The 13,617-nt window shown below is 70.3% G+C and carries 13 protein-coding genes; 5 read left to right on the forward strand and 8 right to left on the reverse strand.

Annotated elements, in window-relative coordinates; all coding sequences use genetic code 11:
• The first annotated feature begins 130 nt into the window (after nucleotides 1-130).
• Entirely contained in the window at nucleotides 131-1,819 is a 1,689-nt protein-coding gene (locus tag WMF39_RS49885) for an alpha/beta hydrolase (RefSeq protein ID WP_437743467.1), read from the forward strand.
• Between the two features lie 366 nt (nucleotides 1,820-2,185).
• Here the strand turns inward: WMF39_RS49885 and WMF39_RS49890 are convergent, their stop codons facing one another.
• Complete coding sequence (locus tag WMF39_RS49890) at nucleotides 2,186-2,380, reverse strand: hypothetical protein (RefSeq protein WP_437748158.1); 195 nt, start codon at nucleotides 2,378-2,380, stop codon at nucleotides 2,186-2,188.
• Between WMF39_RS49890 and WMF39_RS49895 the strand changes: the two genes are divergently transcribed.
• Entirely contained in the window at nucleotides 2,349-3,521 is a 1,173-nt protein-coding gene (locus tag WMF39_RS49895) for a DNRLRE domain-containing protein (RefSeq protein WP_437748135.1), read from the forward strand. The two genes, WMF39_RS49890 and WMF39_RS49895, sit on opposite strands and share 32 nt — an antisense overlap.
• Before the next feature lie 352 nt (nucleotides 3,522-3,873).
• Here the strand turns inward: WMF39_RS49895 and xylB are convergent, their stop codons facing one another.
• From xylB to WMF39_RS49930, 7 genes are all read right to left on the reverse strand, one after another.
• Entirely contained in the window at nucleotides 3,874-5,430 is a 1,557-nt protein-coding gene (gene xylB, locus WMF39_RS49900) for a xylulokinase (protein ID WP_437743468.1), read from the reverse strand.
• Between the two features lie 102 nt (nucleotides 5,431-5,532).
• Nucleotides 5,533-6,543, reverse strand: a complete 1,011-nt coding sequence (locus WMF39_RS49905) for a zinc-dependent alcohol dehydrogenase family protein (RefSeq protein WP_437743469.1) — start codon at nucleotides 6,541-6,543, stop codon at nucleotides 5,533-5,535.
• Nucleotides 6,544-6,696: 153 nt separating this feature from the next.
• Nucleotides 6,697-7,695 carry a hypothetical protein gene (locus tag WMF39_RS49910; RefSeq protein ID WP_437714823.1) on the reverse strand — a complete coding sequence of 333 codons (999 nt, stop codon included), beginning with the start codon at nucleotides 7,693-7,695 and terminating at the stop codon, nucleotides 6,697-6,699.
• Nucleotides 7,696-7,808: 113 nt separating this feature from the next.
• On the reverse strand, nucleotides 7,809-8,474 hold the full coding sequence (locus WMF39_RS49915; RefSeq protein ID WP_437743470.1) for an LON peptidase substrate-binding domain-containing protein: 666 nt from the start codon (nucleotides 8,472-8,474) through the stop codon (nucleotides 7,809-7,811).
• A 127-nt stretch (nucleotides 8,475-8,601) separates the two neighbouring features.
• Nucleotides 8,602-9,288: an SDR family NAD(P)-dependent oxidoreductase gene (locus WMF39_RS49920; RefSeq protein WP_012241908.1), complete on the reverse strand. Its 687-nt coding sequence runs from the start codon at nucleotides 9,286-9,288 to the stop codon at nucleotides 8,602-8,604.
• Nucleotides 9,285-9,860, reverse strand: coding sequence for a GTP cyclohydrolase I (gene folE, locus WMF39_RS49925; protein WP_437743471.1), 576 nt, complete (start codon nucleotides 9,858-9,860; stop codon nucleotides 9,285-9,287). The genes WMF39_RS49920 and folE overlap by 4 nt, the downstream gene beginning before the upstream one ends.
• An 11-nt stretch (nucleotides 9,861-9,871) precedes the next feature.
• Complete coding sequence (locus WMF39_RS49930) at nucleotides 9,872-10,321, reverse strand: DUF2203 domain-containing protein (protein ID WP_437743472.1); 450 nt, start codon at nucleotides 10,319-10,321, stop codon at nucleotides 9,872-9,874.
• A gap of 346 nt (nucleotides 10,322-10,667) precedes the next feature.
• On the opposite strand from WMF39_RS49930, the gene WMF39_RS49935 reads away from it, so the two are divergent.
• The 3 genes from WMF39_RS49935 to WMF39_RS49945 all read left to right on the forward strand — a co-directional run bounded on the left by WMF39_RS49935 (nucleotide 10,668) and on the right by WMF39_RS49945 (nucleotide 13,566).
• Entirely contained in the window at nucleotides 10,668-11,513 is an 846-nt protein-coding gene (locus WMF39_RS49935) for an ABC transporter permease (protein ID WP_437743473.1), read from the forward strand.
• 66 nt (nucleotides 11,514-11,579) lie between these two features.
• Nucleotides 11,580-12,674: a polyamine ABC transporter substrate-binding protein gene (locus WMF39_RS49940; RefSeq protein ID WP_437743474.1), complete on the forward strand. Its 1,095-nt coding sequence runs from the start codon at nucleotides 11,580-11,582 to the stop codon at nucleotides 12,672-12,674.
• A gap of 13 nt (nucleotides 12,675-12,687) precedes the next feature.
• On the forward strand, nucleotides 12,688-13,566 hold the full coding sequence (locus WMF39_RS49945; protein WP_437743475.1) for an ABC transporter permease: 879 nt from the start codon (nucleotides 12,688-12,690) through the stop codon (nucleotides 13,564-13,566).
• The last annotated feature ends 51 nt before the right edge of the window (nucleotides 13,567-13,617 follow it).

Below are 13,617 nucleotides of genomic sequence, written 5' to 3' on the forward strand. Positions count from 1 at the left end.
ACCTTGCGCCTTTGCGCGCGGCGGCCACGCCGCTCGCTTGAATCTCGCGCGCTGCGCGCCGCGGTGGGCGTAGCATGGGGTCACGTTGGCCCCGCCCCGCACAAAGAGCTCGTCCCGTGAACGCTCTGGCGTGCCGCCCGTAGCGCTGCCGCGCCCAGGGAATGCCAGGATCGCGCTGATCGCCCTCGTCGTCGCGGGAGCCGTCGGCCTGACGTCCTGGTGGACCGCGCGGCCTGCGGGCGGCCCCGAGGGCTCGCCGCCCAGCCCGACCGCGCACAGCGGCGCCGTCGAACCCGGAGCGCGCCCGGGCGCGGCCGTCGAGGGCATCGCCGCGCGCTACCGCATCACGCCGGCGAGCCCTGCATGGAAGAGGATTCACCTCGAGCGGGGGCCGTCCGCGCAGGACGGGAGCGTGGATATCGCGTTCCTTCACGAGCCTACGTCCGCCTCGCTCTCGGTGAAGGTGCTTCCCGTCGCCAACGAGGCGCTCACCGCGGATGACGTCGCGAACACCTTCGTGCAGAGGATGCGGGATGGGATGCCCGGTCTGGACGAGACTCGCCGCGAGCCGTTCCCTGGCCGCGCCGCCGGCGGGGTGGTCGTCCACGCGCGCGATCAGAAGGACGCGCACCGCGTCGAGCTGATGACGGGCGTCTTCGTCCAGGACCAGATCGGCTATCACCTGGCCGGCATCGTCCCCGCGGAGGCGATGGCCAAGGTGCGCCCGGACATCGAGGCCATGCTTCGCTCCTTCGAGCCGCCGCCGCCCGAGCCTCCCCAGCGCGCGCTCCCCGAGCGCCCCCTCGCGCTCCCGGCTCCGCCCGAGCCGCCCGCGCAGCGCGATGGCCACGATCTCCGCAAGAGCGAGCCCGCGCGGCTCTTCATGGAAGCGCGGAGGGCTGCCGCGCACGGCGATCACCAGGCCGCGGCGCAGATCCAGCACTGGGCCGTGGCTGGCGGGGTGGACGGGAGATACGACCTGGCGTGTTATTACGCCCGCACCGGGCAGATCGACGCCTCCTTCCACTGGCTGGAGCGCGCTGCGGTCGAGGAGGGCGTCGACCCGGACTGGGCAGCCCGGGACTCCGACCTGGAGGCGCTGCGCAGCGATGCGCGATGGGCGACGGTCTATCCCTACCTGGCGCGGGCCGGGCGCTACTGGGGGCAGTCCGGGATCAAGAAGACGCTCCTGGTGCTCCCGAAGGGCTATCGCACCGGCAAGCCGATCCCGGTCGTGATGGGCATGCACGGCCTGGGGTCGCAGCCGGAGGATTTCATGGACGAGAGCGTCCAGCGCGCCGCCGACGCGCTCTCGGTCGCCTTCGTCTCGGTGAGCGGCACCCTGCCGCGCGGACCACGCAAGTTCGTATGGTCCGAGTCGCCCGCGCGCGACCGCGCGCGGCTCGACGAGGCGCTCGCCGAGGTGCGCGACCGGGTGACCGTTGCCCCCGGCCAGGTGATCCTGATCGGCTTCTCGCAGGGCGGCCAGATGGCCGCCGAGATAGCGGCCCGGGATCCGCGCAACTACGCCGGTGCCGTCGTCATGTCTCCCGGGTCCGTCACCGAGCTCTCGCTCGGCGGCGTGCCGCGCTCGCCCGAGCTCGCCCAGCGCCGCTGTGTCGTGGTGGTCGGCGCCGGCGAGTCGCCGGGCAACGTCCGGCTCGCCGAGCGCGACGCCACGCGGCTGCGCGCGCTCGGCGCCGAGGTCTTCCACAAGCCCTACGCGGAGCAGCAACAGCACTCCTTCTCGCCGGACTTTCACACCGCGCTCCCGATCTGGATTCGCTACATCCTCGGCACGGGCCCGAGGCCCCGGTAGCCCGCGACCCGCCAGGCGCGTCCCGCTCGCGGTCGCGCACGAGAACGACGCGCGCTGCGATCCGACAGGCACGTTATGCGTGGTGCCGACTCAATCCGTGCGCTCGCGATGCGAAATGGGCGATCTCTGGAGAATGCGCGTCGTCTCGTTCTTCGCGAGATGGGTGGAAATGAGCTTTTCAAGCTGATCGGGACCGCCGTTTGGGCTGGGTGCGGGGTGCAGCGCGAGCGCGGGAGCGCTGCACGATCGATTGACAGCGCCTGGACCGCCAGCAAGATTCCTCTCGGACGGATGAACATCGGGAGCGGTCGAGAACGCGTGATGGCGTCGCGCGCGCCGGCCGAGCGTCTGGTGGTCTGGGGGAGGTCAAATCATGAGAACGCTCACGGTGGCCCGGCTGGTCATCTCCGCGCTCTTGCCGGCGGCCTGCGCGCAACCGACCGAGAACGGCTCGCGCGAGGAGAGCGGGGAGGAGCGGTCGGCGATCGTCGGCGCCGACGCCCGGGCGGACAACACGCACACGGCGGTGGTGTCCCTCGACGGAGGCTGCAGCGGCACCATCGTTCGCCGGAGCGCCGATGGCGACAAGGTCTACGTGCTCACCGCCGCGCACTGCTGCTTGCCGTCCCCTCCCAAGAAGGTTCTGGTCGGCCCCGACTTCTTGGAACCGTCGACGATGCTTGATGTCGATGTTGATTCGGCCAGGCTTCACCCATGTTACAACGTGTTCAACAACGACTATGATGTCTGTGTCGTGACTGCCAGAGGCGCGGGCGATCTCAATGTCACGCCGATCCCGGTTGCGTCGGCGCCGGACGATGTCACGGTCGGAAGCGCCGTGACCGTCGTGGGGTACGGCGGCACCCCGGCGCAGAACTCCATTCGCCGGAGGGTCGAAGCGCGCGTCAGCGAGGTCGAGCCGCTCACGATCGTGGTCGATCAAGCGAACGCACAAGGCGGCGTGTGCTACGGCGACAGCGGCGGTCCAGCGCTGATCCTGCAGAATGGCGTCGAGGTCGTCGCGGGCGTGAGCTCATTCGTCGCCAGATCCGATTTTTGCGACGCCTCGGGTGCGCTCGCGCGCGTGGCCTTTGCTGGCGTCCTCAACGAGTTCCTGGAGAAGGTGCTCGCTGGCGAGAAATCCACGCTCGAGAGCCGCCTGATCATGCGCGGCGGCGTTACCCCCGGCCAGGTCCGCGATACGTACATCGCGAGCGACCAGCCCGATCAGCGCTTCGGCGAGCGGGTCGATCTCCTCGTGGGCACGCCGCGTGGTACCGACGCGACTCGCCGCGCCCTGCTCCGCTTCGAGATCTCCTCGGTCTTTCCCCGGCGGGCGATGCTCCTCACGGCTCGCGTCGGGCTTCGGGTCGCGAGCACGAGCGGGCCGGGAGCGATCTCCGTGCACCGCGTGGTGAGGGACTGGGACGAGGGCGAGTCCTGGACTTCCTTCGCAAAGGGTGGGTTTGATCCCACCCCGATCGCGGTCACCGGCAACGCGAAGACCATTGTAAAGGATGGTAACGTCCTCTCGTTCGACGTGACTGGGCTCGTCCTGGATTGGCTTCGCGGCAAGACGGAGAATTACGGCATCCTGCTCCGCTCGGACGACCGCGAGCAGATCCAGCTCTTCGCCAGCGATCTCCCATCGGGTCGGAGACGGCCGTGGATGGACCTCTGCTACCTGCCTGAGCCGCCTTAACGCCGCGTCGTCCGCGCTCGTCCAAGGCCCCACCGCCCACGGCAGGCGCCCGGAGAGGGAGTTCTCCGCGCGCGGGGTGGCGGATGGGCCGATGTCTGACTGGTGGATCAGTCAAGTGAGCGGTAGGCGCCCGGAGAGGGGGGTCTCCGCGCGGGGTGGGGGATGGGCCGATGTTTGAGCCTGAGCCATCTCTCCTCCGGCGAAGCCGGAGGAGAGATGGCTCAGGCGAGTTCGGCGGGGCCCCCACCCCGCGCGGAGACCCCCCTCTCCGGGCGCCGGGCGACCCGGCAAGACCTCACGCCCACCGGCACAACGCTCGCCTTACCGTAGCAGCCCGGATCCTGTCACCCCATCACGCCAGCCTTCCGAGCTCCCGGAACCGCCCGCGCAGGTCGTTGTAGAGCCCCCGGTACACCGCGTGGATCTCCCGGTACCGCGCCGAGCGCGCCGCGTCCGGCGTGACCCGGGACACGACATGGACGAACGCGTCCGCGGCCTCCTCGACCGACGAGAACAGCCCCGCGCCCGCCGCGCCGAGCAGCGCCGCGCCGTAGGCCGGGCCCTCGGTCGACGTCGTGATCGCCACCGGCGCCTCGAAGACATCGGCCATCAGCTGGCGCCAGAACGGGCTCCGCGCCCCGCCGCCGGTCAGGCGGATCTCGTCGATCGAGACCGCCGACGCGCCGTTCGTCTGGCCCACGCCGCGCATCAGATCCAGCGAGTCCGCGAGCCCGAACGTGATGCCCTCCAGCACCGCGCGCGAGAGATCGGCCTTCGTCGTGCGGGCGCTCAGCCCCACGAACGCGCCGCGCGCCGCCGCGTCGTTGTGCGGCGTGCGCTCGCCCATCAGGTACGGCAGGAAGACGACGCCGCCCGCGCCCGGGCGCGCCGTCGACGCCGTGTCCGAGATGATCTCGTACGGATCGACCTTGCGGAGCTCGGCCGCCATGCGCTCCCCGTCGCCGAGGACGTCGCGGTACCAGCGCAGCGCACCGCCGGCGGCGAGCATCACCCCCATCAGGTAGAAGCGGCCCGGGACCGCGTGACAGAAGCTGTGGAGCCGCATCTCGGGCTCCACGATCCACGAGTCGGTGTGCGCCAGGATCACGCCGCTCGTGCCGACCGACGCCATCGCCCGGCCGGGGCGCACGATGCCGAGCCCCACCGCGCCCGCCGCGTTGTCCGCGGCGCCCCGCACGACGGGGATGCCCGCCGGCAGCCCCGTCGCGGCGGCGACCTCGGCCGTCAGCTGGCCGAGCGGCGCGTTCGAGGGCGCCGACCGCGGGAACACCGCGCGCGGGACGCCGACCGCCGAGAGGAGCTCGGCGCTGAAGGAGCGATCCCCGGGCGAGAACGCCAGCGTGCCGCTCGCGTCGCTGTCGTCCGTCCCGAGCTCGCCCGTCAGCTTCAAGCCCACGAAATCCTTCGGCATGAGCACCGCGCGGACGCGGGCGAACGCCTCGGGCTCGTTCGCCCGCAGCCAGAGCAGCTTCGGCAGCGTGAACCCCTCGAGCGCGCGGTTGCCGACCAGGCGCGCCAGCCCCGCGTCGCCGACCTTCGGGTTCGCGCGGATGGCCTCACACTCGGCCGTGGTGCGCGTGTCGCACCACAGGATCGCAGGCCGGATGACCGCCTGCGCCTCGTCCAGCAAGACCGCCGAGTGCATCTGCCCCGTCAGCCCGATCGCGCGCACGTCGTCGCGGCGCGGGCCGAGGGAGCGGGCGAGCTCGCCGAGGGCGCTCAGCGCCGCCGCGGCGAAGTCCTCGGGATCCTGCTCGGCCCACCCGGCGTGCGGCGTGGAGAGCGGGTATTCGCGGTGCGCCGACGCGACCGCCGCGCCGCGCTCCGTTTCGACTGCGATGGCCTTGAGGCCGCTGGTCCCGACGTCGATTCCGATCACGATGGCCATGGAAAGCGTCCTTTTTGCAGTTTCGTCTACTTCGGTGATCTTCGTAACGACTCTTAACTAATCGAGAAAATCGTAAGCTTTGTGAGCGCGAAGGCCGCGCGGCTAGAACACGACCTGGAGCTTCATGGGCGCGGTGCCCTTCTTCATCATCTCGAGGCCGCGCGGGAGCTCCTCGACCGGCATCGCCTCGGAGAGGAGCTTCCTCACGTCGATCGCGCCGCGCTCCATCAGCTTGAATGCCCGGTCGTACGTCCGCCTGATCGCGAAGCTGCCGATGATCTCGAGATCGCGCCGGTAGATCTCGAACGGCGAGATCTCGACCTTGTCCTGCGGCCCACACACGCCGAACACGAGGTACCGGCCGCCGTTCTTGACGTACTGGACCGAGTCGCCGAGCACCCGGGCGATGCCCGTCGCGTCGATCACGACGTCGAAGCCGTAGGGCGCGATCTTCTTGAGCTTCGCCTGGAGCGCGTTGTCGGCGAGCACCACCTCGGTGGCGCCGTGCTGGCGGGCGAGGTCGAGCTTCGACTCGACGACGTCGACCACGGTGACCGCGGCGGCGCCGTTCGCGAGGCTCGCCTGGAGGTGGAGCTGGCCGATCGGGCCGGCGCCGAGGACAAGGACCTCCGAGCCGATCTCGATGCGCGCGCGATCCTGCCCGAAGACGACGCACGCGAGCGGCTCGCAGAAGGCGGCCTCGCTGAACGAGACGCGCTCGAAGCGATAACAGTTCTTCGCGGGGACCCGGACGAGCTCGGCGAAGCCGCCGTCGCGCGTCACGCCCACCGCGTTCCACTTCAGGCAGTGGTTCTGCCGGTTGATCATGCAGAAGTGGCACTCTTCGCAGGTCACCGTCGGGTCGACCATCACCCGATCGCCGGGCCGCAGGCCCTCGACCTCGTCGCCCACCGCCGCCACCTCGCCGGCGAGCTCGTGCCCGGGGATCAGCGGGAAGGTCGGGAAGAAATCGCCCTCCCAGATGTGCACGTCGGTGCCGCAGATGCCGCACGCCTTCGCGCGGACGAGGACGTCGCGCGGGCCGATCTGCGGCGGGGCGACGTCATGGCGAACGGCGATCTTCTTCACGGCTTCGAGCACGGCAGCCTTCATGCGAGACCCTCCTTGGGAAGGTCGCATAGGCGGGCCAGCGCCGCGCGTCGAGGGTCGAGGGCCGCCGGCTGCGCCCGCACCGCCTCGCGCAGCGCCGGGGACCGCCCAACGCGGCGTCGCACGACGTCGCGCAGGGCGGCCTGACGCGGGATGTCAGGACTTCGTGGCCGGCTTGGACGGGGAGATCGTGCGCCAGAGGAACGCGTAGACGTCCATCAGATCGCGCGGGGCGAGGCCGCGCTCGCGCAGGCGCCGCTCGAGCTCGCGCGCCAGCGATTGCATCCGGGCATACCCCTCGGCGCTCGGCGCGCGATCGTAGGCGAGATTGAAGCCGAGCACGGCGGCCTGCTTCTCGTAGAAGGAGGGCTTCACGAAGACGTGCTCGCCCGGGTAGACGAGCGCGCCGAGGATCGTCACGAGCGGCCACGTGACGACCTTGGCCGCGGCGAGCACGCCGGCCAGCCGGTCGAAGCGCGCGGCGTAGTCGCCCGCGCCATAGAGGAGATCCACGACCGCCTCGGCGTAGGCGCGGTGGTGCTCGGCCGGCATCTTGTTGAAGGGGATGAGATCGCCGAGGGGGTGCAGGAGGCCGGTCGCGGCCTTGTGGACCTTGGTGATCCGCTCCATGAAATCGTTCAGGTTGCCCGCCGCGAGCAGCGCCTCGAGCTCGCCCTTGGCGAGGAGCGCGCGCGCGGTCTCGATGGCGCCCTGCTTGAAGGCCTTGCTCTTCTTCTTCGCCCCGCTCGCCGGACCCTCGGCCCCCTCGCCCCCGGCGGCGCCTCGTTCCTCGGCGATGAACTGCGGACCCCCGAACCCACCCTCGAACTGCGACTCGAAGCTCGCGACCTGCTCGTCGAAGCTCGTGACCGGCGGCGCGACGACGCGGGCGCGCTGCTTCTTGGCGGCGGCCGACGGCCGGTCACGGAGACCGCGGATCCTGGCCTCGAGCGCGCTCGCCTCGTCGTCGCCGAGCTGCACCGGCTCGAGCTTCGACCAGAAAGCCTTGGCGATGGAGTGATTGAGGCCATCCTCGAAATCGTAGAAGCGCTTTTCGTCGCGCTCCTCGACGAGGTATCCGAGTCCCCATTGGGGACACCCCGGGTGCTTGACGATGATCGGGGCTGAGGGTTCCGTTGAACGAGAGGTCGCCATAGGCGGCGCAGCCTACTCGATCTTGGGACGACCGCACCCGCCCCGGAGCCCCTTCTGGACCCGTGTTCAGGTGCGCCGCGCCGGCCCATGCGGGCAGGCCGGCGCTTCGGGTCTCAGTTGACGTCGCGCGTCGCCGAGGCGAGCGCGAGCTGCTGGAGCGCGAGCGCCTCGGTCACGCGGCGCACCCGCGCGACGACGTCGAGGGTCTCCAGCACCGTCTGCCGCTCCCGCGCGTCGAGGATGAGGTGGTGGGCGCATAGATCCGCGACGAGCGACGTGGCCGCGTCGCGCGGCAGCCGGAACTCGAAATTGCTGTCCCGATCCCGGACGAGCGCCGCGAACGAGGCCGCGGTGGAGATGAGCGCGGCGTGATCCTGGGCCGAGACCTCCCCGGGCTCGTCCTCGAGGACCGTCGCCGCGGCCGTGCGGTACGGCGGCACGAACGGGCGCTCCGCCAGGCGGACCCGGGCGCGGCCCCGCAGCATGATGTTGTAGCGGCCCCCGGGCAGCTCGGCGTGATCGATGATCTCGCCGGCGCCGGCCACCTGCGCGATGGCCGGGTGGCCGTGCGCGTCGATCGCGCGGGGGTCCGTGATGAGGACGACGGAGAGGATGCGGTGCGTCCCGAGGGCGTCGCGCACGAGCGCCCGGTAGCGCGGCTCGAAGATGTGGAGCGGCAGCAGGGCGCCGGGGAAGAGCACCGTCTGCGGCAGCGGGAACAGCGGCAGCTCGGGCAATGCCCCACTGAGGTCGCCCGGGCGCGGAGGCGTCGTATCCACGGGCCGCAGGGTAGCACGCGGGGGGTGGGGTGTGGCGGCGCCACGTACATGCACATCGGGCTCGGCGGTCCGCCGTCGCCGGCCCGCGTTCTGGCGCGCGTTCCGCGGAGGCGAGCGCGGCGCGCCGTCAGCCGAACATCTCGATGGCCGAGCCGGTGACGGCGTCGGGGGCGTCGAGCGCGGCGTACACGAGGAGCCGCGCCACCTCGTCGGCGCTCATCTGCGGGGGGAACCCGCTCCCGACGAGCATGTCGGTGTCGACCGAGCCGGGGAGCACGGCGACGGACTGGAGCCCTGTCCCGCGCAGCTCCTCGGCCAGGCTCTTCGAGAGGCCGATGAGGCCCCACTTGGACGCGGCGTACGAGGCGTTGCCGGGGCACGCGAGGGTCGAGGAGATGCTGCCGACGTGGACGAGGCGGCCGCGCCCCTGCTTCAGCATGGCCGGGAGGAACGCGCGCGAGATGAGGAAGGGGCCGCGGAGGTTGACCGCGATCACCTCGTCCCAGGCGGCGGGCGCGGTCTCGTGGACCTTCGCGCCGCGGCTCACGATGCCGGCGTTGTTCACGACGACGCGGGGCGCGCCGAGCCACGCCACCACCTCGGCGGAGGCGCGCGCCACCTGCTCCTCGGAGGCGACGTCGCAGGGGACCGGGAGCGCGGCGACGTCGAGGCGGCGGACCTCGTCGGTGACCTCGTCGAGGCGCGGGCTCGGCGGGCCGAGCAGCGCGATGGAGAGGCCGCGGCGCGCGAGCGCGAGCGCCGTCGCCCGGCCGATGCCGCGGCTCGGCCCGGTGACGACCGCGACGTCGGTCACGCCCTCCCCCCGGAGAGCGCGGCGAGGGCGAGATCGCGCTCGGGGCCTGGCTCGGCGAGCTCACCGGCGACGGCGAGGGTCTCGATGAGGGCGCCCGCCTTGCGCTCGCCGCGGGCGATGAGGCACGTGTGCGTCAGCGTGAGCTTGCACAGCGCGCCGCGCGCGCCGAGCTCGCGGACCAGGAGCTCGACGAGCTGCCCGCCGATGCGCTCCTGCAGGGTCAGCCGCCGCGCGAGCGCGTCGAGGACGTGCGCGAGCGTGCCGATGCCGGCGACCCGCGCGCCCGGCAGGTAGACGATGGTGCCGGTGCCGTGCCCCGGCAGCAGGTGGTGCGGGCACATCGTGGTCACGGCGAGATCGCGAGCGACGACGAGGCCGCGCTCGAAGGGGCCTGTCTCCATGGCGCCCTCGCGGAGCACCGCGGCCGCGTCGATGGCCTCGCCTTCGATGAGGTCGTCGGCCCACGCGTCGGCGACCCGCTCGCCCGTGCCCGCGAGGTCCCCCTCGACGTCGCGCCCGAGGGCGCGGAGGAACTCCTCGATCGCCCACGCCGCTCTCTTCCGATCGATCACCAGGGGCCTCGTCAGTTGAGCAGCTGCCGGCGCCTCTCGGCGGTGATCGGCTTGCGCCCGGCGTAGCCGGCCTCGAGCCCGTGGTAGTGCTCCACGGCCGGCTCGCCGTAGCGCCAGCAGAGCCAGACGAGGGCGCCGTCGAGGCGCCCGTAGAAGTCGCAGAGGCCGATCCGCTGGTCCTTCACGACGACCCCGAGCTCCTCGATCTCCTGCCACCCGGACTCGTACGCGGCGATCTTCTCCGAGAGCTCGCGCTCGCGGGCCCGCGCCTGCTCGCTGCCGTTGCGCGCCATCTCGATGAGCTGATCCGGCGTCGCGGCCGGGTTCTGCACGGCCTGCACGAGCTCCTGCCAGCAGCGCTCGACGTCGCTCGCCAGGGCGAGCTGCCGGCCGATCATCGACGAGAGCCGCGGGACGAGCGCGTTCGCTTCTTCGATCGTCCAGATGCGGGAAGTGCTCACGGGACCTCACCTGAAGGGCGGCGCGACGACCCGGTCATGCAGGGCCGGTAAGCGGAGGAGAGTGCGGTGTCAAGGGCTTCTACGGAAGGAGCCGCCGCGCCCGCCGCATGCAGCGCGCGCTCCGCATGCAGCGCGCGAGCAGCGCGCGCGGCGAGGGCGCGCTCGGTGGGGCGTGGGGTCTGCGTGCGGGCGTGCGGCCGGCGCCGGCGCGTCCTCGCGAACGACAGCCAGCGTGGCCGCGATCACCTGCGTCGCGCCCTTCCTCTCCACTCGGCAATGTGTTGCGCGCGGCGTTCTGCAAGCGATAAGCTCGCGCGGCGATCCTGTCGGATCGCGAGGCCGCCGCATGCGACTCCGGACGATGTCGGGCATCAAGCTGTCGAATTGGCTCCTTGGCGGCTGGAGCGGGCTCGTCCTCCTCTACCTGTATCTGCCGATCCTGCTCCTCGTCGCCTACTCGTTCAACGACTCGCGGATGAGCGTGGTGTGGGAGGGGTTCACCTTCAAATGGTATCGGCAGCTCTTCGATGAGCTCGTCGCCCACCTGGGCGACGAGCGGCGGTCGCCGCTCATCGAGTCGCTGAGCAACAGCGTGATCATCGCCGCGATCACGACGGCGTTCTCGGTCGCCCTCGGCACGGCGGGCGCCTTCCTGCTCTACAGGTACAGGTTCCCCGCGCTCCGGTCGATCACGACGCTGATCTTCATTCCCATGATCATCCCGGAGATCATCATGGGGATCAGCCTGCTCATCTTCTTCAAGACGGTGGAGCTCGATCTCGGCTTCACGACGGTCATCATCTCGCACGTCACCTTCTGTTTCCCGTTCGTGCTGATCGCCGTCCAGGCGCGGCTCGCGGGGCTCGATCCGTCGCTCGAGGAGGCCGCCCTGGACCTCGGGGCGACGCCGCTCAAGGCGTTCTTCCTGATCATGGTGCCTTACCTTCTGCCCGCGATCATCTCCGGTGCGCTGATGTCGTTCACGCTGTCGATGGACGAGCTCATCGTCACCTACTTCACCCGTGGGCCCAAGTCCGAGACCTTGCCGATCAAGGTGTTCGGCATGGCGAAGGTCGGTCTGAACCCGATGCTGAACACGATCTCGACGGTGTTCATCGCAGCGACCGCGATGCTCGTCGTGATCGCCGAGTCGCTGAAGGGCACCGCGAGGCGGCTCCCCGACGAGAGCTGAAGGGGAGCGGCGCGCGGCGCGAACGCGGGGGCCTGCGCCGGCGCAGGCGAGACAAGGAAAAGGCCAATGAAACGCATCTCAGCGCTCTTGATACTGATGTTCGTCCCGCTCCTCTGCCTCCTCGGCTGCGGGAAGAAGGAGAGCCCGGCGCCGCAGCAGGCGGCCGCCTCGGGCAGCGCCCCAGCGCCCGAGCCGAAGCCCGGCGACGAGCTCAACCTCTTCGGGTGGTCCGAGTACGTCCCGCAGGAGGTCCTGGACGGCTTCACGAAGGAGACGGGGATCAAGGTCAACTACGAGACCTTCGCCTCGAACGAGGAGATGCTGTCGAAGCTCCTCGCGGGGAGCACCCGGTACGACCTCATCCAGCCGTCGGAGTACGCGGTCGAGGCGCTCATCCGGCAGAAGAAGCTGCAGCTGCTCGAACCATCGCGCATCCCGAACCTGAAGAACATCGCGCCCGCGTTCAGGAACCAGCCGCACGACCCGGAGCTCAAGTACTCGGTCCCGTGGATGGGCACGGTCGTGGGCATCGTCGTCAACACCCAGAAGGTGAAGGAGCCCGTGAAGGGCTTCAAGGACGTGTTCCAGCCGAAGTACAAGGGGCGCATCGTGGCCCTGAACGACAACCGCGAGATGGTCTCCTGGGTCATGGTGACGATGGGGATGAACCCCAACGACGTCACGCCCGAGAGCCTCGCGAAGGTCAAGCCGACCCTGGCGGAGTGGATCAAGCTCGTGAAGGTGTTCGACTCCGACAGCCCGAAGACGGCGCTGCTCAACGGCGACGTCGACATCGGCGTCGTCTGGAGCGGGGAGGCGGCCCTGCTCTACCAGGAGGACAAGGACAAGTTCCAGTTCGTCCTGCCGCTGGAGGGGACACACAAGGCGATCGACAGCCTGGTGATCCCCGACAGCGCACAGAACAAGATCGGCGCGGAGATGTTCATGAACTACATCCTCCGTCCGGAGGTCAGCAAGATCATCTCGGACAAGTTCCCTTACACGAACCCCAACGCGGAGGCGCGCAAGCTGCTCACGCCGGAGCAGCTCGCGAACCCGGCGAGCTACCCGCCGCTCGCGGGGATGGAGACGTTCCACGACATCGGCAAGGTGGCCGCGGACGTGGACAAGCTGGTGACCGACCTCAAGGCGTCGCAGTGAGCGGCGGGGCGTCATGAACACGGCCACCGGGCAGGTCGTCGAGCTCCAGGGCGCCCGGCGGAGGCCGGGCGTCCGCGGGTGGCTGCTGCTCGCCCCGCTCCTGCTCTGGCTCTTCGCCTTCGTCGTGGCGCCCACCGCGATCATGCTCGTCTACAGCTTCTGCGAGCGGGACGAGCTCGGGCAGGTGGTCTTCGAGCTCTCGCTGTCGAGCTACGCCCGGGTCTTCGACCCGACCTACCTCAAGATCCTGCTGAGCTCGATCAAGTACGCCGCCATCACCACGGCGATCTGCCTCGTCGCGGGCTATCCGGTGGCGTACTTCATCGGGCGGGCGAGGGAGGGCGTCCGGAACCGGCTGCTCATGCTGGTGATGGTGCCGTTCTGGACGAGCTTCCTCATCCGGACCTATGCGTGGATGTCGATCCTCAAGTCGGAGGGGCTCCTCAACGGGCTCCTCCTCTACCTGCGGATCATCTCGAGCCCCCTCGACATCATGTACACGCCGACGGCGGTGGTCATCGGCCTCGTCTACTCGTATTTGCCGTTCATGATCCTGCCCATTTACGGGAGCGTCGAGAAGCTCGACAACGCCCTGATCGAGGCGGCGTTCGATCTCGGCGCGGGGCCTGTGTCCGCGTTCTCGCACGTCATCGTCCCGCTCACCCGCCCGGGCATCCTCGCGGGCGTCCTGCTCGTGTTCATCCCGGCGCTCGGGATGTTCGCGATCACGGATCTCATGGGGGGATCGCGCGTGCCGATGATCGGCAACGTCATCCAGAACCAGTTCGGTCAGGCGCGCGACTGGCCCTTCGGCGCCGCGCTCGGCATGGCGCTCCTGCTCCTGTTCTCGCTCTTCTTCCTGCTCGGCCTGCGCAAGGAGCCGGAGGCCTGATGCGGCGCCGTCGCGCGGGGTGGCGCAGCGCCGCTCGTCTCCGCCTCTTCC

The sequence above is a fragment of the Sorangium sp. So ce1504 genome, assembly GCF_051521635.1.
GTDB lineage: Bacteria > Myxococcota_A > Polyangia > Polyangiales > Polyangiaceae > Sorangium > Sorangium cellulosum_B.